General features: G+C 45.2%; 22 protein-coding genes and 1 other RNA gene. 11 read left to right on the top strand and 12 right to left on the bottom strand.

The window, feature by feature from the left end:
* Window positions 1-8 precede the first annotated feature (8 nt).
* A complete protein-coding gene (rpoE, locus tag FIV04_RS12560) occupies window positions 9-587 on the bottom strand; it encodes an RNA polymerase sigma factor RpoE (protein WP_032549813.1) in 579 nt (192 codons plus the stop codon).
* 389 nt (window positions 588-976) lie between these two features.
* Between rpoE and nadB the strand changes: the two genes are divergently transcribed.
* Window positions 977-2,587, top strand: a complete 1,611-nt coding sequence (gene nadB / locus FIV04_RS12565) for an L-aspartate oxidase (RefSeq protein WP_150869287.1) — start codon at window positions 977-979, stop codon at window positions 2,585-2,587.
* A gap of 10 nt (window positions 2,588-2,597) precedes the next feature.
* Here the strand turns inward: nadB and FIV04_RS12570 are convergent, their stop codons facing one another.
* Window positions 2,598-3,020 carry a protein YgfX gene (locus tag FIV04_RS12570; protein ID WP_367618259.1) on the bottom strand — a complete coding sequence of 141 codons (423 nt, stop codon included), beginning with the start codon at window positions 3,018-3,020 and terminating at the stop codon, window positions 2,598-2,600.
* Entirely contained in the window at window positions 2,989-3,249 is a 261-nt protein-coding gene (locus FIV04_RS12575) for a succinate dehydrogenase assembly factor 2 (RefSeq protein WP_032549815.1), read from the bottom strand. Before FIV04_RS12575 ends, FIV04_RS12570 begins: the two co-directional genes overlap by 32 nt.
* Window positions 3,250-3,417: 168 nt before the next feature.
* Here FIV04_RS12575 and ygfZ point away from each other — a divergent pair, with 168 nt between their 5' ends.
* The 3 genes from ygfZ to FIV04_RS12590 all read left to right on the top strand — a co-directional run bounded on the left by ygfZ (window position 3,418) and on the right by FIV04_RS12590 (window position 5,646).
* Entirely contained in the window at window positions 3,418-4,389 is a 972-nt protein-coding gene (ygfZ, locus tag FIV04_RS12580) for a tRNA-modifying protein YgfZ (RefSeq protein WP_152469300.1), read from the top strand.
* A gap of 6 nt (window positions 4,390-4,395) precedes the next feature.
* Entirely contained in the window at window positions 4,396-4,857 is a 462-nt protein-coding gene (locus FIV04_RS12585) for an aminoacyl-tRNA deacylase (RefSeq protein ID WP_152469301.1), read from the top strand.
* Between the two features lie 582 nt (window positions 4,858-5,439).
* Window positions 5,440-5,646 carry a DUF1107 domain-containing protein gene (locus tag FIV04_RS12590; RefSeq protein ID WP_032549819.1) on the top strand — a complete coding sequence of 69 codons (207 nt, stop codon included), beginning with the start codon at window positions 5,440-5,442 and terminating at the stop codon, window positions 5,644-5,646.
* 81 nt (window positions 5,647-5,727) lie between these two features.
* On the opposite strand, the gene FIV04_RS12595 is transcribed toward FIV04_RS12590, so the two are convergent.
* The 3 genes from FIV04_RS12595 to FIV04_RS12605 are packed head-to-tail and all read right to left on the bottom strand — an operon-like array spanning window position 5,728 to window position 8,740.
* Window positions 5,728-6,951 carry an FAD-dependent 2-octaprenylphenol hydroxylase gene (locus FIV04_RS12595; RefSeq protein WP_152469302.1) on the bottom strand — a complete coding sequence of 408 codons (1,224 nt, stop codon included), beginning with the start codon at window positions 6,949-6,951 and terminating at the stop codon, window positions 5,728-5,730.
* 11 nt (window positions 6,952-6,962) lie between these two features.
* Complete coding sequence (gene ubiH, locus FIV04_RS12600) at window positions 6,963-8,141, bottom strand: 2-octaprenyl-6-methoxyphenyl hydroxylase (protein WP_152469303.1); 1,179 nt, start codon at window positions 8,139-8,141, stop codon at window positions 6,963-6,965.
* 23 nt (window positions 8,142-8,164) lie between these two features.
* Window positions 8,165-8,740, bottom strand: a complete 576-nt coding sequence (locus FIV04_RS12605) for a YecA family protein (protein WP_032549822.1) — start codon at window positions 8,738-8,740, stop codon at window positions 8,165-8,167.
* 306 nt (window positions 8,741-9,046) lie between these two features.
* On the opposite strand from FIV04_RS12605, the gene zapA reads away from it, so the two are divergent.
* The 5 genes from zapA (at window position 9,047) to serA (ending at window position 12,388) form a co-directional block, all read left to right on the top strand.
* The gene (gene zapA / locus FIV04_RS12610) at window positions 9,047-9,355 is read left to right on the top strand and encodes a cell division protein ZapA (protein ID WP_032549823.1); all 309 of its coding nucleotides are present in this window, start codon (window positions 9,047-9,049) and stop codon (window positions 9,353-9,355) included.
* Window positions 9,356-9,365: 10 nt separating this feature from the next.
* Window positions 9,366-9,550: non-coding RNA, 6S RNA (gene ssrS / locus FIV04_RS12615), on the top strand.
* A gap of 6 nt (window positions 9,551-9,556) precedes the next feature.
* Complete coding sequence (locus FIV04_RS12620) at window positions 9,557-10,156, top strand: 5-formyltetrahydrofolate cyclo-ligase (protein ID WP_152469304.1); 600 nt, start codon at window positions 9,557-9,559, stop codon at window positions 10,154-10,156.
* An 82-nt stretch (window positions 10,157-10,238) separates the two neighbouring features.
* Window positions 10,239-10,895: a ribose-5-phosphate isomerase RpiA gene (gene rpiA / locus FIV04_RS12625; RefSeq protein WP_152469305.1), complete on the top strand. Its 657-nt coding sequence runs from the start codon at window positions 10,239-10,241 to the stop codon at window positions 10,893-10,895.
* 263 nt (window positions 10,896-11,158) lie between these two features.
* On the top strand, window positions 11,159-12,388 hold the full coding sequence (gene serA, locus FIV04_RS12630) for a phosphoglycerate dehydrogenase (protein ID WP_032549826.1): 1,230 nt from the start codon (window positions 11,159-11,161) through the stop codon (window positions 12,386-12,388).
* 92 nt (window positions 12,389-12,480) lie between these two features.
* On the opposite strand, the gene FIV04_RS12635 is transcribed toward serA, so the two are convergent.
* Entirely contained in the window at window positions 12,481-13,194 is a 714-nt protein-coding gene (locus FIV04_RS12635; RefSeq protein ID WP_152469306.1) for an oxidative stress defense protein, read from the bottom strand.
* Window positions 13,195-13,304: 110 nt separating this feature from the next.
* Window positions 13,305-14,201, bottom strand: a complete 897-nt coding sequence (locus FIV04_RS12640; RefSeq protein ID WP_152469307.1) for a LysR family transcriptional regulator ArgP — start codon at window positions 14,199-14,201, stop codon at window positions 13,305-13,307.
* 142 nt (window positions 14,202-14,343) lie between these two features.
* Here FIV04_RS12640 and FIV04_RS12645 point away from each other — a divergent pair, with 142 nt between their 5' ends.
* A complete protein-coding gene (locus FIV04_RS12645) occupies window positions 14,344-14,973 on the top strand; it encodes a LysE/ArgO family amino acid transporter (RefSeq protein ID WP_152469308.1) in 630 nt (209 codons plus the stop codon).
* Window positions 14,974-15,072: 99 nt separating this feature from the next.
* Here FIV04_RS12645 and mscS read toward each other — a convergent pair whose 3' ends face one another.
* The 4 genes from mscS to epd form a co-directional block, all read right to left on the bottom strand.
* A complete protein-coding gene (gene mscS, locus FIV04_RS12650) occupies window positions 15,073-15,939 on the bottom strand; it encodes a small-conductance mechanosensitive channel MscS (protein ID WP_032549830.1) in 867 nt (288 codons plus the stop codon).
* A 384-nt stretch (window positions 15,940-16,323) separates the two neighbouring features.
* Window positions 16,324-17,400 carry a class II fructose-bisphosphate aldolase gene (gene fbaA / locus FIV04_RS12655; RefSeq protein WP_150893407.1) on the bottom strand — a complete coding sequence of 359 codons (1,077 nt, stop codon included), beginning with the start codon at window positions 17,398-17,400 and terminating at the stop codon, window positions 16,324-16,326.
* A gap of 152 nt (window positions 17,401-17,552) precedes the next feature.
* On the bottom strand, window positions 17,553-18,716 hold the full coding sequence (locus FIV04_RS12660) for a phosphoglycerate kinase (protein WP_032549832.1): 1,164 nt from the start codon (window positions 18,714-18,716) through the stop codon (window positions 17,553-17,555).
* A 151-nt stretch (window positions 18,717-18,867) separates the two neighbouring features.
* Entirely contained in the window at window positions 18,868-19,902 is a 1,035-nt protein-coding gene (epd, locus tag FIV04_RS12665; RefSeq protein ID WP_150893404.1) for an erythrose-4-phosphate dehydrogenase, read from the bottom strand.
* Between the two features lie 201 nt (window positions 19,903-20,103).
* Between epd and FIV04_RS12670 the strand changes: the two genes are divergently transcribed.
* Window positions 20,104-20,340, top strand: coding sequence for a hypothetical protein (locus FIV04_RS12670; protein WP_152469309.1), 237 nt, complete (start codon window positions 20,104-20,106; stop codon window positions 20,338-20,340).
* The last annotated feature ends 43 nt before the right edge of the window (window positions 20,341-20,383 follow it).

Consider the following 20,383-nt stretch of genomic DNA (forward strand, 5'->3'; position numbering starts at 1 on the left):
TACAAGTTTTAGCGCTGCAAAAGAGGTTTAATTTTCTTTTCCACCGCTTCACGAGCACGGAAAATACGCGAACGTACGGTTCCTACAGGGCAATCCATTACTTCTGCAATCTCTTCGTAACTCAAGCCTTCAAGTTCGCGTAAGGTCATTGCAGTTTTCAAGTCTTCCGGTAGCGCTTCAATCGCTCCGAAAACCACTTCTTTCAATTCTTTCGACAGCGTTAAGTTCTCAGGGTTCGAAATTTCTTTCAGTGCGCTGCCAGTTTCAAAATATTCTGCATCATCTGCATCTACATCGGTTGCAGGAGGCCTACGGCTCTGTGCAACTATGTGATTTTTTGCTGTGTTCACGGCAATTCGGTACAACCATGTGTAAAAGGCGCTCTCGCCTCTAAAGTTTGGTATCGCGCGGTAAGCCTTTATAAACGCTTCCTGTGCCACATCAGCCACATCACCGGAATTATTCACGTAGCGAGAGATAAGATTGCAAACTTTGTTTTGATACTTAACCACTAACAGGTTAAATGCTTGCTTATCTCCACTCTGAACTCGCTCAATCAACACTTGATCGGTTAGCTGCTCGTTCATTCGAGCGGGTACTCCTATTGTTATCACCCTTACCTTCTCAGATATGGGTACTAATTATGCGAAATGTAGTATTGACACCACTGTCTACATGAGCACTATTGTGACTAGGTCAAATAAGGAAAGTTCCAACTTTCTTAAAATTATTTGCCATTATTGTTTCACAATGTGATGTAATAAAAATAGCTACCCCTATCAATTTGGGGAAACTTAAGCAAAAGCAATGGTATTGAGCAATTAAATATTTCTAGATAGCTGTCTATATCTTGATTCTGCATTGTCTTTAAGGACTCATTGAGACTGAGTATAACAGTCGTTAAAGCCCTCCTAAAACAAGACAACGTCAATTTAGAGTGGACAACTCGACTATAGCCCGGGATTTAAAAAGTTTTATGAACGCAAACCGTGAACATCAATGTGATGTATTAGTGGTGGGGAGTGGTGCTGCTGGCTTGTCATTAGCCTTACGCGTCGCTGAACATGCAAAAGTAATCGTATTAAGCAAAGGACCACGTAGCGAAGGATCGACGTACTACGCACAGGGTGGTATCGCGGCAGTATTTGACGAATCGGACAGCATTGAGTCGCACGTTGAAGATACGCAAATTGCTGGCGCTGGGTTATGTGAAGAAGACACCGTTCAATTCATTGCTGAGAATGCTAAAGAGTGTGTGCAATGGCTAATCGATGGCGGTGTGCCTTTCGATAAAGACGAAAACAGCACTGAAGGTCAGCCTAAATACCACCTGACTCGTGAAGGCGGCCACAGCCACCGACGTATCCTACACGCAGCAGATGCAACCGGCATGGCAATGCAGACCTCTCTGCAAGACAACGTTAATAACCACCCAAACATTGAGATCTTCGAGCGCCATAATGCCCTCGATTTGATCACCGAAGATAAAATCGGTGGCTCAAAAGATAAAGTTATCGGTGCCTATATTTGGAACCGCAACCAAGAGCAAGTAGAAACCGTTCGCGCGAAATTCGTGGTACTTGCCACTGGTGGTGCCTCGAAAGTTTACCAGTACACATCCAATCCAGATGTCTCTTCGGGTGATGGTATTGCGATCGCTTGGCGTGCAGGTTGTCGCGTTGCGAACCTTGAGTTCAACCAGTTCCACCCGACTTGTCTATTCCACCCTGAAGCTCGTAACTTCTTGTTAACCGAAGCTCTTCGCGGTGAAGGCGCGTATCTACGTCGCCCTGACGGCACTCGCTTCATGAAAGATTTCGACGAACGTGGTGAGCTAGCCCCTCGTGATGTGGTGGCTCGCGCGATTGACTTTGAGATGAAGCGTCTTGGCGCCGATTGCATGTATGTGGACATCAGCCACAAGCCTGAAGAATTCATTACTGCGCACTTCCCAATGATTCACACGCGCTTGATGGATCTGGGTATCGATATGACCAAAGAACCGATTCCAATTGTTCCTGCTGCGCACTACACCTGTGGTGGCGTGATGGTGAACAAGGATGGCCAGACCGATCTGCAAAACCTCTACGCGATTGGTGAGGTGAGCTACACAGGCCTTCACGGTGCGAACCGCATGGCGTCAAACTCACTACTAGAGTGTGTCGTTTACGCTTGGTCCGCAGCAAAACATATCGTAGAGAACATCGAACAGTCTCAACTGTGTGCAGCGCTACCAGCATGGGATGAGAGCCAAGTGACCAACAGTGACGAAGAGGTTATCATCCAACACAACTGGCATGAACTGCGTCTGTTTATGTGGGATTACATGGGTATCGTACGTACTGATAAGCGTCTTGAGCGCGCTATGCGCCGTATTCAGATGCTGCAGCAAGAGACTCACGAATACTACAGTCACTTTAAGGTTTCAAATAACCTGCTAGAGCTGCGTAACCTACTGCAAGTTGCTGAGCTAATGGTGCGTTGTGCGATGCAACGTAAAGAGAGTCGCGGTCTGCACTATACGCTGGACTACCCTGAACTCGCTGAAGACAGCGGTCCAACGATTCTGACGCCGAACAAAAACTAAGGCGAAAAAATTACGACTTAAAGGGAGCATGATGCTCCCTTTTTGTTTTTAGCCACACCAATAAATAACGATAGTCCGCTTCACGAAAGCTATCTCGCCATACAATGACTGGCTCACCTTCACTGAACTTCAGCATCACAAACAGAGAACGGAAAATAGTATCGCTTGATTGAAGAACACGTTTCTGCCCATTAACCGTTATCTCTTGGTTAGGTCTAAGCTCTATCGCACCCGTCGCTATTGGCCAGCCCATTTTATTGTCGCGCATCATCAGGAACAGCAGTGAGAAGATGCAAGGAGTGGCAACAAGAGGGATATTTGACGTGATAACGAAAAACAAAAGGCACCACAGAGTGGCGCCTTTTGCGAATAATGCGTAATACGAAGGGCTAAGCTTGAGCTTAACGAACCTTGCTGAGGTTGTGTGCAACAATTTTGTCGACCATTGATGCGTGACCTAGGTTTTCACTACGACCGTGACCCATCACCCATGTAAACAGATCGGGATCATCACACTCTAGTAGCGAAACAAAATCACGTTGCTCCTGCTCTTGCAATGAATCAAAACATTCCTCAAAAAAGGGCATGATGACTACATCAAGCTCTAACATACCGCGACGGCAGCCCCATTTAATTCGTGCTTTCTGCTCTGCAGTGTACATTGGTTATCCTCACCTATTATTTTTCTCTCTTCGAGTGTAACAACTCATAAGCGCTGCAACTAGCATAGTCGTCTCAGTCCCTATCTCAGCTCACAAAAAAACCTAGGCTGACAAAAAAAACGAACCGGATTAACATAGACACAAATCAAATTTCTCAGGAAAGGCAAAATGGATTGGAAAAACACGTTTCAACCACTTAATCACACGCACAACGACACACTTCCAGAAGTAATGATGACACACATCTCTGACTGGGGTGCGATTACTATGGTAGGCGACGACAAGAAGTCTTACCTACAAGGCCAAGTAACGTGCGACGTAGTACAGCTAGCGAGTGATGAATCAACGCTAGGCGCACACTGTGATGCGAAGGGTAAAGTGTGGAGCATTTTCCGCCTATTCCACCACAATGATGGTTACGCCCTACTTCAACCTAAGTCAGCGATTGAAGTTGAGCTTCAAGAAATCAAGAAGTACGCGGTATTCTCTAAGGTAACCATTGAGCAGACTGAAGACGTTGTTCTTGGCATCATGGGTTCTCAAGCTGATAGCTTTATCGATACCCTTTCTGAGGATCGTGGCAATGTACGTGCGATCGAAGGCGGTAGCGCTGTGAAAGTCGCGGATTCTCGCTGGGCACTACTTGTGACTTCAGGCGCGGCACAAACATTAGTTGAGGGCAGCTCAGTTGAAAAAGTTTCCGAAACGCTGTGGCAATACTTTGAGATCATAGATGCTCAACCAAAGCTGTCTGCAGCAGAGCAGAATGAACACATCCCGCAAGCGCTGAACTTACAAGCGATTGGCGGCATCAGTTTTAGCAAGGGTTGTTACACTGGCCAAGAGACCGTAGCGCGCGCGAAATACCGTGGCATGAACAAACGTGAAATGCGCATTGTATCTGGTACGACCGAGCAGCCACTAACGTTGGATTCAGCGATTGAACTAGAGCGCAGCGTACGTGAAAACTGGCGTGGTGCAGGCCGTCTTCTGAACGTCTACCAATTCTCTGATAACACGGCTATTGGCCTGATTGTTCTACCGAATAATTTAGATGATGATGTTGAACTGCGCCTTGCCGAGCAACCAGAACACAAATGGACTATCCAACCGCTACCTTATAGCTTGGAAGAAGAGTAATTTCCTTTGAAAACGGTAATTACAGCTTGGTTGGATCAACAGCAGGTGGCCTACCGCCTGCTATTGCAAGATAAAGAAACCACTTCGATTGAAGAGACAGCACAAGCTCGAGGTATTGAGCCGTCACAAATGGTCAAATGTATTCTGCTGCGAGATATGGGCAACCAATACGCGCTGGCGTGTGCACCGGGCGACAAGTCAATTGATCCCAAAAAAGTGCGAGCCGTGCTCAATTGCCGCCGAATGACCTGTGTATCCCAACAAGATGTTGAATCGGTCACTGGCTTTAAAGTCGGCTGTGTTGGCCCACTAGCACTTAAGCGCTATATGCCGATCATTTTTGATCGTTCTCTTCAACAGAATAAAATTGTCACCATCAGTTCTGGTGAGCGAATGGCTGGGATCGCCCTTGATCTCAACGATCTTATGAACCTATGTGCGCCGATTGAAGCCGAGATCTGCAAATAACCTCAATTACAGATCGATCTTGATCTCAAAAGCACTAAGCTTTGTATGAAAATTCTCATAACAATTGAGACATTTATCATATTTACCAGACCGACCAGAAAATATATTTAGTCAAAATTAAAGCATAACTAGTCAAGAAGACTATTCTAGGGTAGTCTACATTCACTGGTTAGGTTTTAATCAAATCGATAACTAACCAGTCAAAGTGAATCCACTGAGTAACGTCAGTCATCCACTTTTGTGTAATGCATCTGTGACTATTCGCCCGTTTTTGAACGGGCTTTTTTTATGCAAAAAATTTACACTTTTATTACACAAATAAAGAATTTACGCCTATTCTTAACTTTGCCAACAGTGTGCTGCCTAAAGCCCAGACAGGAAAGTCAGCAGGCAGTTCACTAAACCCACTATTTTTGAGGAGAAGCTCACGATAAAAACGATATTTGCTAGTAAATCTGCTTACTGCAGCACAAATATCTACTAAGAGACAACTCTACTGCATATTACTCCACGCTTATCACAATTATTCCCCCGGAGATTTTCTATAATATGCTGGCTAGGTAAAGATAAGGATAAGAAAAAATGAGACTGTTTAAGCGCTATACACCCGGTATGATTGCTAAACATGTAAGTCGACTTTTTAAAGGACGAATCTACATTTACGGCGTTGGGAAATTTGAATTTGATAACGGTAAACTGGTTCTGCCAGAGAGGGCTGAAAAGCGCCATTTTGATACCGTCAAAGAGATAAACAATGAAATTATGAAGCTAAGGTGCGCTTACGCTTAATCAACATAATTATCGACTGAATACAGAAAAGGGTTGGCACTGCCAACCCTTTTGCGTTTCTAGAAACCTGAGCATTTATCATTAATTGGTGCTTATTGGTCGCTTAGCAAGCTCCGGTAGATTACCGGTTAAACCTAGTGCACGTTTCATGATTTCGTCTTTTGCCCCTGGTAGCTGTCCTGCGAGTTTCATCCCCAAACCACGAATCAACTTCTTAGCTGGGTTGTCTCCTTCAAACAGGTCTTTAAAGCCCTGCATCGAAGCAATCATTTTCGCCGCTTCAGCCTTACGCCAGCGTTCGTAGCTGCGCAGATTACGCTTGGTTCCGATGTCTTCACCCGCTTGCCACAGCTTGATCAACTCTTGCGCTAGACTCGCAGCATCAAGCAAGCCAAGATTCACGCCTTGGCCTGCCAATGGATGAATGGTGTGGGCAGCATCACCGACCAAAGCAACACGCTCTACGGCAAAGTCACGCGCATAACGCATACGAAGTGGGAAGGCAAAGCGCTCACCGACTACGCTACATAAACCAAGCTTGGCATCAAACTCTGTAGTTAGGTGCTTGTTGAACTCTTGTTCGGACATCGATACCAATTTCTCGGCACGATTCGGCTCAGTTGACCATACGATTGAGCTCATATTTGGCGACTGCATCGGCAAAAACGCCAATGGACCTTGCGGTGTGAAGATCTGACGCGCAACACTGTCATGCGCAGATTCAGTGTGAATGTTTGCCACTATCGCGCTGTGCCCATAGTCCCAATGTGTGAGTGGGATATCTTGCTGTCTGCGAACCCATGAGTTTGCACCATCCGCGCCAACAACCAGCTTGGCCGTCAATGCCTGACCATTATCTAGAGTCAGCCAAGCTTCACTTTCGCCAATTGCCAAAGATTGGCATGTAGCTGGCATATACAAGCTCACATTGTCCTGCTTTTTCACTTGCTCCAGCAGTGCCAGTTGAATCACTCGGTTCTCAACAATATGACCAAGATTTGGCTGCGCCAGACGAGTGGAATCAAACTCGATGCGTGCGAAGCTATCTTGCTCCCACACTTCCATCGCTTGATAAGGTGCAGCACGTCGCTGTTCAATACCGCGCCATGCGCCTAGATTACGTAATATCACTTCGCTTGAACGGCTCAATGCCGACACACGAACATCCGGCAGTTCATTCAATCCTTCGCTCGGCGCTTTGCCTTCAATCACAGCGATTCTTAGATCACTATCTTTAAGGGCTGCGGCTAATGCCAATCCAACCATGCCACCGCCAACAATAGCGATATCAACACTTTGCATCATTATTTTCTACCTTATCTCTCAACCAAGCCTAGCGTGTGGCGCAATAAAGGGCCTTTAAGGGGTGAGATGTTATCCATTGCTGCCAATCCGAGATTACGACCTAAGCGTGTAGCTGGCCAGTCATTTGAAAACAGGTGAACCAGACCTGAAGTGAGTGAAATCGTGGTTTCACGATCCGACTCTCGACGTTTTCTAAAGCGTGTTAACCCTGAGTAGTGGCCTGCGTCATCCAGTTGCCCACATACCTCTTCCGCTAGCGACGCAACATCGCGAATGCCGAGGTTAAATCCTTGTCCCGCAATTGGGTGTAGGGTTTGTGCGGCATTGCCAACAATCGCGAATCGATGGGAGATGTTCTGTTGTCGATGACGCAAAATCAGCGGGTAACTCGCCCTCTGTCCTACTTTTTCCAACTTGCCTAGGCGCCAACCAAAGGCGTCTTGCAGTTGCTCAAGAAAGGCCGTTTCATCTAACGCCATTACTTTCTCAGCTTGTTCTGGTGGCAGACACCAAACTAACGACAAACGGTTATTAGTCATCGGTAATAACGCGACTGGGCCGTGCTCAGTAAAACGCTCGAATGCACGTCCAGCATGCGGTTCGTTCGCGACAATATTTGCGATAACGGCAACCTGACCAAAGTCGTGCTCGTTCAGAGTAATACCTAAACGCTCACAGCAAGTCGAGATGGCACCATCAGCTGCCACCAACAACTTAGTGGAAATCGTCTCGCCACAACTCAGTTCAATATCCGTATGCTCAAGATGGCGAGTAATCTCACTCACCGAGGATGGACAAAACAGAGTAATATTGCTTTCAACCTCAAGTTTCTCTTGGTAGATACGCCCAACATCAGCAAGTTCTACCACGTAGCCAAGGGCATCCACTGCGAGCTGCTCGCTAAAGATATCCGTCATCCCTGCATGACCGCGGTCTGAGACATGAATATCTTTGATCGCCGTCGCTACCGGTAAGATCGATGACCACAATTGGAGAGACTCTAAAATCTGCACCGTTCCGTAAGAGAGTGCGATAGAGCGAGAATCAAACCCAGGGTGAGCACTATGGTCAACCTGATACGGTTCAACCACAGCTATCGATAAAGAGCGTTGACTTAACTGGCTGAGGGCTAAAGCAAGTGTTGCACCTGCCATTGCTCCACCAGCAATTACCACATCAAATTGAGCCATCGTGACCTCTAAACTCGAAACAATTAGTGAATGGTTGGTGCACTATCTTCTGATGGACGAGCACCGAACTCCGCATGAATCGTCAATGCACAAGCCTTAACGTGTTCAATAACCTGTTCAAGTAGCTGTGCTTGTTCATCTAGATCATCATCTTCATCGATGCCTAACTTTGCCATCTCTTCTAGATCAGCCAATGCTTCTTTGGTCTCATCTGACGCTTTGTTCAGTTGCGCACCAACCAAGCCTAAACCTGAGATAAAGTGGTTAATCCAATCTGATACACCATCCGCCAGATCAAACAGGCTTGCACTCGCATCTTCGTCAGGAAGCAGCATAGAAAGCTCCATGCCTGAGCCTGTAATCTCACTGGTTGTTACTTTCAACGTTGCTTCTGCCAATGTTAGTGCACGATCCGGCCAACCCATTCCGTCGTTGGTGTAATCGAAGATCAATGGCTGCCAGCTTTTATCTGCAAGGCTTAACCCACCGCTCAGCATCCCTGTTAGTAGGCCATGCATTTCTGCAGGCGTTACAGCAAGGCTTGCTGATTGCAATTCAGTTGCAACCGTTAGGTAGTCAGGTAAAGTAGTTTCGCTCATCAGATAACTCGCTCAGTTGTTCTTTATATCAATCTATTAATCGTACCACTTCACCCCAATTCTAGTAAGCGAAGATCCTTAGCAATTGCAGCAAGAGTGACTACCAAATGTTCAATTTGCTGAATTACTGTGTGCTCAAGCTCTCATTTACAAACAGTCACCCTGAAAAGCTTGAATCTTAATAGCGGTTTACCTATAGTTTCCTCCTCAGAGGAGTTAGCTTCCTCATCGGTGCTGGCACTTTTTCTTTCTCATAATGACAAAGGGCAACGGCCTTAGAATAGCGCGTTAAAGAGTTCATCCATCATGAGTAATCAAGCGGTAGACGTTGAAATATTAGGTAAATTGACTCGAGTTAATTGTCCTGCAGGGCAAGAAGAGTCATTAATCGCAGCGGCGGCCGATCTTGATAATCGATTGAAAGAGATGGCTGAACGTACTAAGGTAACCAATGAAGTTAAGCTGCTGACTATCGCTGCTCTTAACATCTGTTATGAGCTACAGACGAAGAAGTTCGAAGCTAACGACGAACAAAACGCACTGACCGAGCGCATGGAAAAGCTCACTGCATCGCTTTCAGATGTACTCAGTAAGGTTAAGCACGGACAGCAATAGCGTACACAAATTTACCCTGGAGTGTTTGTCAGAGGATTCACGTCCCCGAGCCGATAAGCAATCCCTAAGGGTTAGTACTTGAGTACTATTGAGCATGCTCGGCCCGTACCGAGAAGCCTACGGTAATCATTGCTGATCCGCCTTGAACTCGCTGGTTCAAGGGCCATCTATTCTCAACGGCACTTTGGGGTATCCCTTCTTATGAAGACGCTCACTCGTAACGAGTTTCGCACTCTCATCCGACAGAAACGTAAAGCACTCTCTACTCTTGAACAGCAGCAAGCTGGCTTATATCTCGTTGAACGTTGTTCAACCTTAAACGACATCCATAAAGCGCAACATATCGCCCTCTATATATCTACTGACGGTGAGCTGGATACACAGCCGCTGATCGAATGGCTATGGTCACAAGGCAAAGAAGTCTACCTCCCAGTGCTACACCCTTTTTCGGAAGGGCATCTCCTATTCTTGCGCTACGCGGCGGATACACCAACGGTGCACAATAAATATGGCATTGTGGAACCCAAGCTCGACCAAACTCAGGTTAAACCCGTGCGTGAGCTCGATGTTATCTTTACACCACTGGTTGGCTTTGACTCCGATGGTCATCGCTTAGGCATGGGTGGTGGCTACTACGACCGCACGTTAGCACCTTGGTTCCAAACTGGCGTTGGAGCCACACCCATTGGACTTGCTCATGATTGTCAGCACGTTGAGCAGCTACCTACCGAAAACTGGGACATCCCGTTGCCTAAAATCGTGACTCCGAGTAAAACTTGGCAATGGGAAATTGATGACTAAAGCGCTATAATCCGCCCGCAAACGTTAACTTACACGTACGCTCTATTTATTCAAAAAAGCACGACCTATTCAGGAGATTGGCATGACTCAAGATGAAATGAAAAAAGCGGCTGGTTGGGCAGCACTTCAGTATGTTGAAGAAGGCAGCATTGTGGGTGTTGGTACTGGCTCTACAGTAAATCACTTCATCGACGCACTAGGCACTATGAAAGACAAGATTAAAGGTGCCGTTTCTAGCTCTGTAGCATCTACACAACGTCTAGAAGAACTAGAGATCAAAGTGTATGAGTGTAACGACGTTGCGAAACTCGACATCTACGTTGATGGCGCGGACGAAATCAACCCAACTCGTGACATGATTAAAGGCGGCGGCGCTGCTCTTACTCGCGAAAAGATTGTTGCTGCAATCTCTGAAAAATTTGTTTGTATTGTTGATGGCACTAAAGCCGTTGACGTACTAGGCAAGTTCCCACTGCCAGTAGAAGTTATCCCTATGGCTCGCTCTTACGTAGCGCGCGAGCTTGTAAAACTAGGTGGTGACCCGGTTTACCGTGAAGGCTGTATCACAGATAACGGCAACGTGATCTTAGACGTGCACGGCATGGCGATTGAAAATCCAAAACAGATGGAAGACATCATTAACGGTATTGCTGGTGTTGTAAGTGTTGGTCTATTTGCTCACCGTGGTGCGGATGTTGTAATTACAGGCACCCCTGAAGGCGCAAAAATCGAAGAATAACAAACCAGTAATAGTGCTACTTTCTGTTACTTCATTACATACGGTGCCTAAGGGCACCGTTTTTTTTGCTTAGCTTCTGTAAAATTATGGCTTATTCCGTAATTTTCTTACCCAAATCATTTTTTTTTTGTTACTTTATTGTTCAGAAGACGCACAGGGAAAACGTTTGTCTCCTAACAAAATGGTTAGTTTTATCCCCTTAAGCCATTTTGTAGCACGTGCGCCGCATTTGCCCAACCTTTCCATTTTAAAGGACGAGAACAATGGCCAAAGTTTCACTGGAAAAAGATAAGATTAAAATTCTGCTGTTAGAGGGACTTCACCCTTCTTCAGTTGAAGTACTACAAGCCGCCGGTTACACCAATATTGAATATCATAAAGGCTCCCTACCTGAAGAAGAGCTACTAGAAGCAGTTAAAGATGCGCACTTTATTGGTATCCGTTCTCGTACAAATCTATCCCAAGAAGTCATCGATGCAGCTGAGAAGCTGGTTGCAATCGGCTGTTTCTGTATCGGTACTAACCAAGTTGACCTAGACGCTGCGGCTAAGCGCGGTGTGCCTGTGTTTAACGCACCTTTCTCAAACACGCGTAGTGTTGCTGAACTAGTGCTAGGTCAGGTACTTCTACTTCTACGTGGTATTCCAGAGAAGAACGCTCTTGCGCACCGTGGTATTTGGAAAAAGAGTGCAGACAACTCTTACGAAGCGCGTGGTAAACGCTTAGGTATCATCGGTTACGGTCACATCGGTACTCAGCTAGGTATCATTGCTGAAAACTTAGGTATGCGCGTTTACTTCTACGACATCGAGAACAAGCTGTCGCTAGGTAACGCAACGCAAGTTCATACTATGACTGAGCTTTTGAATAAGTGTGATGTAATTTCTCTGCATGTTCCTGAAACAAACGAAACCAAGAACATGATGGGTAAAGAGGAATTCGACCGCATGAAGCCGGGCGCTATCTTCATCAACGCTGCGCGTGGTACGGTTGTAGATATCCCAGCACTATGCGGTGCACTTGATTCTGGTCACTTAGGTGGTGCAGCGATTGATGTATTCCCAACAGAACCTAAAACCAATGCCGACCCATTTGAGTCACCATTAATGCAGTTCGACAACGTGATCCTAACACCGCACGTAGGTGGTTCTACTCAGGAAGCGCAAGAGAACATCGGTGTAGAAGTAGCGGGTAAACTGGCTAAGTACTCAGACAACGGTTCAACGCTATCAAGTGTTAACTTCCCAGAGGTATCTTTACCGCTGCATACAGGTACATCACGCCTGCTGCACATCCACGAAAACCGTCCAGGTATCCTGACTCAAATCAACACCATCTTCGCTGAAGAAGGCATTAACATTGCGGGTCAGTATCTACAAACGGCAGCTGACATGGGTTACGTAGTCATTGATGTTGAAGCGGATCGCTCTGAAGAAGCACTGCTGAAGCTGAAAGAGATTGAAGGCACGATCCGTGCTCGTCTACTTCACTAACCTCTCCGTTTAGCGGATGTAAAAAAGGCTCTCATTACGAGAGCCTTTTTAGTATTTGGCCTACTGTAGGCAATTAGATCATGATGATCCAATTACTCTTCAAGCTGATAGATCACATCAACACGATCACGAATGGTGATTGTCGAATCTTGATATGAATTAGATTCTGTTCTTGAATCCATAGCCATCGAGCGCATCAAAACCGGTTGTGCGTACTGTGCGTTATAATCAATGCGCCACACATCACCGAGCTCTTTATCAAAACCATTCGCTAAAGACTTAGCTTTAGTTTGCGCATCTTTAATCGCTTCTAAACGAGCCATCTCTTGATACTTCGCTTGGTCACGAACTTGCAGCTGGATGTTATCCACCTGATTGATTCCTTCGCTTAGCGCAATATCCAAATAACGATTCAGGTTTGCTAAATCTTCAACCTGTACTGTGACATTACGTGACGCTCGGTAACCCACAAGTTCTGGTTTGCCCTCTTTTGGATAATGGTACTGAGGCGCAAGATATAGGTTAGAGCTTTGAATGCTGGTTTTATCAATGCCAGCTTCTTCTAATTTGTTCAGAAAAGCAGTAACGACTCTGTCTACCGTGCCCTTTGCTTGCTCGGCTGTCATGGTTGACTCGACCACCTTTACAGAGAAAGTAGCCATGTCTGGCTTGGCAACGACTTCACCGTAACCGGTCGTTGAAAGATGAGGAAAACTGGTCACCTCAGCCCATGATGGGAAACTGATAACACTCAGAGCTGCAGTCAGAGTAAGAGATGTCGCTAACATATTTGGAACTAACTTCATTAGGAAAACCCATGCTAAGCAAATGTCTTATCATCATAGAGTAATTTATCGTGATACCAATGAGGATATTGAACTTCTTACATAACTTTTACGCTGCAAAAACCGTCAGCTTACTGAGGAAGGTGTTGATGCGCATAGTCAAGAATGGCCTGGGAAATCTCTTTGAGTACCCCACTCTCGAGCTGCCAGTGATGCCAATAGATCCGATAAGAGAGCAGGAACCCCGGCGTGATATCAATCAACGAGCCCGACTCTAGCTCCTCAACGATCTGTAAACGCGGAATCAAACAGTAAGCGACGCCAGACATGGCAATACGAACAAATGCTTCTGAGCTACCCACCGTATGATTAATCACGGCATCTCTTGGCACATTAAAGTGGTCATGGAGAAACTTCTTATGCAGATCATCATACTGATCATAAGAGACAGCTGGTGCACGCTTGAGAGTTGCGTAGTTAACACCTTCAGAGAAATAACGCTGATAAAATTCAGGGCTTGCGACACAGACATAATCCATCCGACCTAAATAATCTGCGCGACACCCTGGAATCGCTTGAGACTCTAAACTGATCGCGCCAGCAACCTCACCATTCTTGAGTTTGGCGATGGTCCTCGCTTCACCATGAATAGCCATATTCAATTCGACTTGTCGCGTTTTCATTACATCCGACAGTGCTGGCAATAACCAAGTCGCGAGACTATCTGCATTGGTCGCAATTGAAACTGACAGCGCTTGGCTGCTCTCTTCATTCATCAACTCGGGGACGAGCTCATGCTCAAGCAGGCGCACACGTCGGTATAGTCCTAATAATTTCTTACCCGCAGGGGTTGGTCTCGGTGGTGTTTCACGAATCAATACCGGCTGCGCAAGCCATTTCTCGAGCTGCTTAATGCGTTGTGATACCGCAGACTGAGAGATATAGAGATGCTCTGCAGCTCTCTCAAAACTTCGCTGATTCACAACAGAATCAAGGGCTTCTAACCATTTGTAGTCCATTCCTCTCACTGTTTTTCCTCCTCGAGATAGATGCATTCAACAAGTATAAGCTTGTCTAATATTAGATTAAAATCATTAATTATACTTATTCAATATCTCAGCGTATCTTCTCTCTAAAACTAAGGGTTCAACAGATTACGTGGAGGTTAAAATGAGTTTTTGGGTTTTATTACAAGGGTTTGGATTAGGTGCGAGCATGATTATTCCTATTGGTGCGCAGAATGCCTATGTCTTGAATCAAGGTATTAAGCGCAATCACCATTTAACTACAGCAACGATTTGTAGCTTGCTCGACACCCTATTTATTTCGTTAGGTATCTTTGGTGGTGGTGCTATCTTGTCGCAGAATGAAGTCTTACTAACTTCGGTAACTCTGGGTGGTATCGCTTTCCTAACTGTCTATGGTTTGTTGTCGTTGCGCAGTGCTTTTAAAGCACTATCAGACAAGGAATCAAAGGGAGAGGTGTTAGCTCGTGGTAAGCGTACCGTGATCCTAGGGGCGCTGGCAGTGACCGTGCTAAACCCTCACTTGTATCTAGACACTGTCGTCATCTTAGGTTCGATTGGCGGCCAATTTGAAGGTAACGATCGTCTTGCTTTCGCTTTGGGGACAATCCTTGCGTCATTTGTGTGGTTCTACTCGCTCTCACTAGGCGCAGCTAAGCTAGGCCCAACACTGTCAAAACCAAGAGTGAAAAAAGGCATTGATATCGCTGTCGCGACCATGATGTTTACGATTGCAGCAGTATTAACTAACGGCTTGATTGAACAGTACTTGTAATCACATCATTGTTAGAATACCAATCAAACAAAAAGGCGGATAACCTAAGTTATCCGCCTTTCCTTTCAAAAGCTTATCGCTGTAGAAGCTAATTCAAGATTAAGCTTCTACTTTGTTCATGTGAACATCCATTTGTGGGAATGGGATTTCGATACCTTCTTTATCCAAGCCTTCTTTGATCGCTTGCATTAGGTCGAAATACACTCCCCAGTACTCTTCTGTTTTAACCCATGGACGAACCACGAAGTTAACTGAAGAATCCGCTAGAGTATGAACACCAACTTGAACACCTGGCTCTTTCAATACACGCTCATCTGATTCACAGATCTTAGTCAGAAGCTCTTTGGTCTTTTGTAGATCAGCACCGTAAGAAACACCAATCATCAGATCGATACGACGTGTCGCATGACGAGAGTAGTTCGTGATTGGGCTACCAATCACGCTGCCGTTTGGTACTACAACCATCTTGTTATCAGGCGTTGTTAGAACCGTTTGGAAAATCTGAATCGAATCTACAGAACCCGCTACACCACCAATCTCAACGTAGTCGCCAGACTTGAATGGACGGAATGCAACAATCAGTACACCAGCAGCAAAGTTAGATAGTGAGCCTTGCAGAGCAAGACCAACAGCTAGACCAGCCGCACCAATTACAGCAACCACTGACGCAGTTTGAACACCTAAACGACCAAGAGCGGCAATCAGAACAATAACAAACAACAAATAACGAACTAAGCCGTGGATAAACTCAACGACAGCTCGGTCCATCTTCTTCTTCTGAAGCACTTTAGAGACGCTATTCGCTACCGCTTTAACGATAATGTTACCGATAAATAGGATAACCAGTGCTGAAATGATGTTTACACCGTACTGAATAAAGAGATCTGAGTTATTCGTTAACCACTGTTCTGCATTTGAAAGACTATCCACAATTGGGGTCTCAAATTCGGTAGAGCTTTCAGCCATAATTTGCATCCTCTATGTAATATGCTACGAGCTAAACTGCCTTAAACCAAATACCGTAGATAAAGCACAAATAATTTCACTTTATATAACGAAATCATCACCTTAAAAACAAATCTTGGCTAAGTCCTTTTTACTAAACAGAGTGTCTACCCCTGTTTTTCGGCACGATATCCTATCTTTGACAGATTGCAAAGTCATATTTATGTAAGCTCTTGAATAAAGGAAACTTACGCATAAACACAAATACCGATAGTTAAAAGACTACGAAATTTATTCACCGTACGCTAGGGTTTTCACATATTTCATACAAGTTTTTATCAGGCACAAAAAAACCCGCTCAATGAGCGGGTTTTCAAAACTTTAGCGTTAATTAATTCAGAAGAATTATAGTACGTCTACAGCGTTAAGGTCAGCGAATGCTTTCTCAAGACGAGTAACCATAGAAGCTTGACCAGCACGTAGCCATACGCGTGGATCGTAGTACTTCTTGTTTGGCGCATCTTCGCCAGTTGGGTTACCGATTTGACCTTGTAGGTAGTCACGGTTTTCCGCTTCGTATGCACGGATACCATCCCATGTAGCCCACTGTGTATCAGTATCGATGTTCATTTTGATAACACCGTAGCCGATAGACTCTTGGATTTCTGCTTCAGTAGAACCAGAACCACCGTGGAATACGAAGTTTAGAGCGTTAGGTGCGATACCGAACTTCTCTGCACAGTATGCTTGAGAGTCACGTAGGATAGTTGGAGTTAGAACAACGTTACCTGGCTTGTATACACCGTGTACGTTACCGAAAGATGCAGCGATAGTGAAACGTGGGCTAACAGCGCTTAGTTTCTCGTATGCGTAAGCAACGTCTTCTGGAGAAGTGTAAAGCTCAGATGCGTCCATATCAGAGTTATCAACGCCGTCTTCTTCACCACCAGTACAACCAAGTTCGATCTCGATTGTCATGTTCATTTTAGCCATGCGCTCTAGGTATTTAGCACATGTTTCGATGTTCTCTTCTAGAGACTCTTCAGAAAGGTCTAGCATGTGAGAAGAGAATAGAGGCTTACCAGTTTGAGCGAAGAACTCTTCACCAGCGTCTAGTAGACCGTCGATCCATGGAAGAAGTTTCTTAGCAGCGTGGTCAGTGTGAAGGATAACTGGAACACCGTAAGCTTCAGCTACAGCGTGTACATATTTAGCACCAGCTACAGCACCAAGGATTTGAGCGCCTTGACCTTCAAGTTTAACGCCTTTACCTGCGAAGAAAGCAGCACCGCCGTTAGAGAACTGAACAACAACTGGAGACTTAACTTTAGCAGCTGCTTCTAGTACTGCGTTTACAGAGTCAGTACCAACAACGTTTACTGCTGGAAGAGCAAAGTTGTTTTCTTTTGCTACTTCAAATACTTTCTGTACGTCATCGCCAGAAATTACACCAGGTTTTACAAAATCGAAGATCTTAGACATGGAAATAGTCCTATTTATTCTATCGTTTTAAGATTAAAAAACTTAAGTTTAAAAACTTGCAAACGTTTGCTCACAACTTATGCCATTCTAGCAAAAAAGTGTGACATGCAGCAAACGTTAAAGGCGGGCATAGTCACCCGCCTTCATATTCATTACGCCTTAGCGCGCTCTTCTAGCATAGCAACTGCTGGAAGTACTTTACCTTCAACGAACTCAAGGAAAGCACCGCCGCCAGTAGAGATGTAAGAAACGTCAGCTTTGATACCGAACTTGTCGATAGCTGCTAGCGTGTCACCACCACCTGCTACAGAGAAACCTGCAGACTCAGCGATTGCTTTAGAGATACCTGCTGTACCCGCTTCGAAGTTCTTGAATTCGAATACGCCTACAGGGCCGTTCCAAAGGATAGTTTTAGCGTTGCCGATGATTTCAGCTAGAGCCGCTGTTGATTCTGGACCTAGGTCGAAGATCATGTCGTCGTCTGCAACTTCAGAAACGTGCTTGATTTCAGCTTCTGCGTTCTCATCGAATGCTTTTGCACATGCTACGTCAGTTGCAACTGGGATAGCACACTCTTTCATTAGCTTTTGAGCTGTTTCAACTAGGTCTGCTTCGTATAGAGACTTACCTACGTTGTGGCCTTCAGCAGCGATAAACGTGTTCGCGATACCACCACCAACTACAAGTTGGTCAGCAACTTTAGATAGAGACTCAAGAACAGTCAGTTTAGTAGAAACTTTAGAACCACCAACGATCGCAACTAGTGGACGCTCTGGGTTATCCATTGCTTTACCTAGTGCTTCTAGCTCAGCAGCAAGAAGAGGACCAGCACATGCTACAGGAGCGTGAGTACCAACACCGTGAGTAGATGCTTGTGCACGGTGAGCCGTACCGAATGCATCCATTACGAAGATGTCACATAGAGATGCGTATGCTTTAGATAGCTCTTCTTCGTTCTTCTTCTCGCCTTTGTTGAAGCGAACGTTTTCTAGAACAACAAGCTCACCAGCGTTCAGCTCTAGGCCGTTTAGGTAATCTTTTGCTAGTTTAACGTCACACTCTAGAGCGTCGTTTAGGTAGTTAACTACAGGTTGTAGAGAGAACTCTTCGTTGTACTCGCCTTCCGTTGGGCGACCAAGGTGTGAAGTAACCATTACTTTTGCACCAGCTTCTAGACAAAGCTTGATAGTTGGTAGAGATGCAAGGATACGAGCATCTGAAGTTACTTTACCGTCTTTTACTGGTACGTTTAGGTCAGCACGGATAAATACGCGTTTACCTGCTAGTTCCAGGTCAGTCATCTTGATCACAGACATGATTTGTCCTCTCAAATTTAAATAAATATAAAGTTTTGGAAACTCAGCAACCCTGCTAAGCCTATAAATTCTTCAACTGGTCATAATATGTGGATACTTGGCATTTATTTCAAGCTTAAAAATAAATAATCCGCATATTTGCTTCCGGGCCTTACTTCTCGCCGTCAGAAGCTTGCATTGCAAGTACCGTATCCAGCATTCGGTTTGCAAAGCCCCATTCGTTATCACACCACACTAGCATTTTTACTAAGTGGCCGTTGCTCACTCTGGTTTGAGTACCATCCACAATCGCGCTATGGGGATCGTGATTAAAGTCGATGGATACGAGCGGCGCTTCAGTATAGTCAACGATGTTGTGTAATGTACACTGAGATGCGTTAACAATGGTTTGATTTACGTCATTAACTTTCACATTCGTATTAATTGTGACACTTAAATCCATTGCTGTAACGTTAACCGTCGGTACTCGCACAGAAATCGCTTCAAACTTGTTAGAAAATTTCGGAAAGATTCGCTCAATACCTTTATGAAGTTTGGTATCAACCGGAATAATAGATTGGCTCGCAGCACGGGTACGACGCAAGTCCGAGTGGTAGGCGTCAATCACCTGCTGGTCATTCATCGACGAGTGAATCGTGGTGATAGTGCCAGAATCGATACCAAACGCCTCATCAAGAACCTTGATGATAGGTACGATACAGTTGGTGGTACATGAACCATTGGAAACAATGCGATCGCTGGCTTTGATGGTGTCGTGATTAACGCCATAAATAATGGTGTTGTCGAGATCGTTCGCACCTGGGTGTGAGAACAGCACCTTTTTAGCGCCAGCTTCGATATGAGCGAGGCCATCGGCACGGCAACCATACACACCGGTACAATCAAGCACGATATCCACTTCAAGATCGCGCCAAGGGAGTAGGTCAATTTCAGCTAAATGGAGAATACGAACAGTATCGATTTCACCACTTTCATGATGAATATAAATATGCTCTTGATCGTTCGAGATTTTCTTGCCGAAACGGCCGTGACTGGTGTCGTATTGAAGCAGATGAGCCATAGCATCAGGTTGTGCTAACTCATTAACTGCGACGACTTTGATTTGTTGGCTTTTGCCACTTTCATAAAGCGCTCTTAGAACATTGCGCCCTATTCTTCCAAATCCGTTGATTGCGACTTTTAGCATAGTTCCATACATCTAACCAAAATTTCGTGCAACAGATGATAACCGAATCCTACCTAAAAGGCATTAGTTGAGTGATCTAACTCGCTAAAAATAATTCATAACAGCCATCAATGGTCGGCTGGCAATATACTGATGATGAAGATGAGCTAATCAAACTCTACGGCTGTTTTTCCTCTCGTTTTTCAACCAAAGGGAAAGGTTATGTCTGGATACCCAGCGACTCATTTTTGTAGAAAGTGCAACAAAGAAACACCTCACAGAGAAATACTTGTTCGCCAATCCAGCAGCTATGACCAAGATAAAACATGGTTCGGCAAAGTAAAATTGTTTGCCCACGCTATTATCAATGGTGGTCACTACTACAACATGGATCGCTACGTGACATGCAAAGTATGTGGGACTAAAGAGCTGGATAACTGGGGAAGTGAGTTCGAGTAACCTGCTTTCGTTGCAATCAATAAAAAAACCGAGCTATCAAAGC

Source organism: Vibrio sp. THAF190c (assembly GCF_009363355.1).
GTDB lineage: Bacteria > Pseudomonadota > Gammaproteobacteria > Enterobacterales > Vibrionaceae > Vibrio > Vibrio fortis_A.

Coding starts and splice junctions, on each gene's coding strand:
- zapA (WP_032549823.1), top strand. CDS start 9,047: ATGAGTAATCAAGCGGTAGACGTTGAAATATTAGGTAAATTGACTCGA.
- FIV04_RS12645 (WP_152469308.1), top strand. CDS start 14,344: ATGAGTTTTTGGGTTTTATTACAAGGGTTTGGATTAGGTGCGAGCATG.
- rpiA (WP_152469305.1), top strand. CDS start 10,239: ATGACTCAAGATGAAATGAAAAAAGCGGCTGGTTGGGCAGCACTTCAG.
- FIV04_RS12590 (WP_032549819.1), top strand. CDS start 5,440: ATGAGACTGTTTAAGCGCTATACACCCGGTATGATTGCTAAACATGTA.
- rpoE (WP_032549813.1), bottom strand. CDS start 587: ATGAACGAGCAGCTAACCGATCAAGTGTTGATTGAGCGAGTTCAGAGT.
- FIV04_RS12595 (WP_152469302.1), bottom strand. CDS start 6,951: ATGATGCAAAGTGTTGATATCGCTATTGTTGGCGGTGGCATGGTTGGA.
- FIV04_RS12670 (WP_152469309.1), top strand. CDS start 20,104: ATGTCTGGATACCCAGCGACTCATTTTTGTAGAAAGTGCAACAAAGAA.
- FIV04_RS12635 (WP_152469306.1), bottom strand. CDS start 13,194: ATGAAGTTAGTTCCAAATATGTTAGCGACATCTCTTACTCTGACTGCA.
- FIV04_RS12620 (WP_152469304.1), top strand. CDS start 9,557: ATGAAGACGCTCACTCGTAACGAGTTTCGCACTCTCATCCGACAGAAA.
- ubiH (WP_152469303.1), bottom strand. CDS start 8,141: ATGGCTCAATTTGATGTGGTAATTGCTGGTGGAGCAATGGCAGGTGCA.
- epd (WP_150893404.1), bottom strand. CDS start 19,902: ATGCTAAAAGTCGCAATCAACGGATTTGGAAGAATAGGGCGCAATGTT.
- fbaA (WP_150893407.1), bottom strand. CDS start 17,400: ATGTCTAAGATCTTCGATTTTGTAAAACCTGGTGTAATTTCTGGCGAT.
- FIV04_RS12660 (WP_032549832.1), bottom strand. CDS start 18,716: ATGTCTGTGATCAAGATGACTGACCTGGAACTAGCAGGTAAACGCGTA.
- mscS (WP_032549830.1), bottom strand. CDS start 15,939: ATGGCTGAAAGCTCTACCGAATTTGAGACCCCAATTGTGGATAGTCTT.
- FIV04_RS12575 (WP_032549815.1), bottom strand. CDS start 3,249: ATGTACACTGCAGAGCAGAAAGCACGAATTAAATGGGGCTGCCGTCGC.
- FIV04_RS12605 (WP_032549822.1), bottom strand. CDS start 8,740: ATGAGCGAAACTACTTTACCTGACTACCTAACGGTTGCAACTGAATTG.
- ygfZ (WP_152469300.1), top strand. CDS start 3,418: ATGGATTGGAAAAACACGTTTCAACCACTTAATCACACGCACAACGAC.
- nadB (WP_150869287.1), top strand. CDS start 977: ATGAACGCAAACCGTGAACATCAATGTGATGTATTAGTGGTGGGGAGT.
- serA (WP_032549826.1), top strand. CDS start 11,159: ATGGCCAAAGTTTCACTGGAAAAAGATAAGATTAAAATTCTGCTGTTA.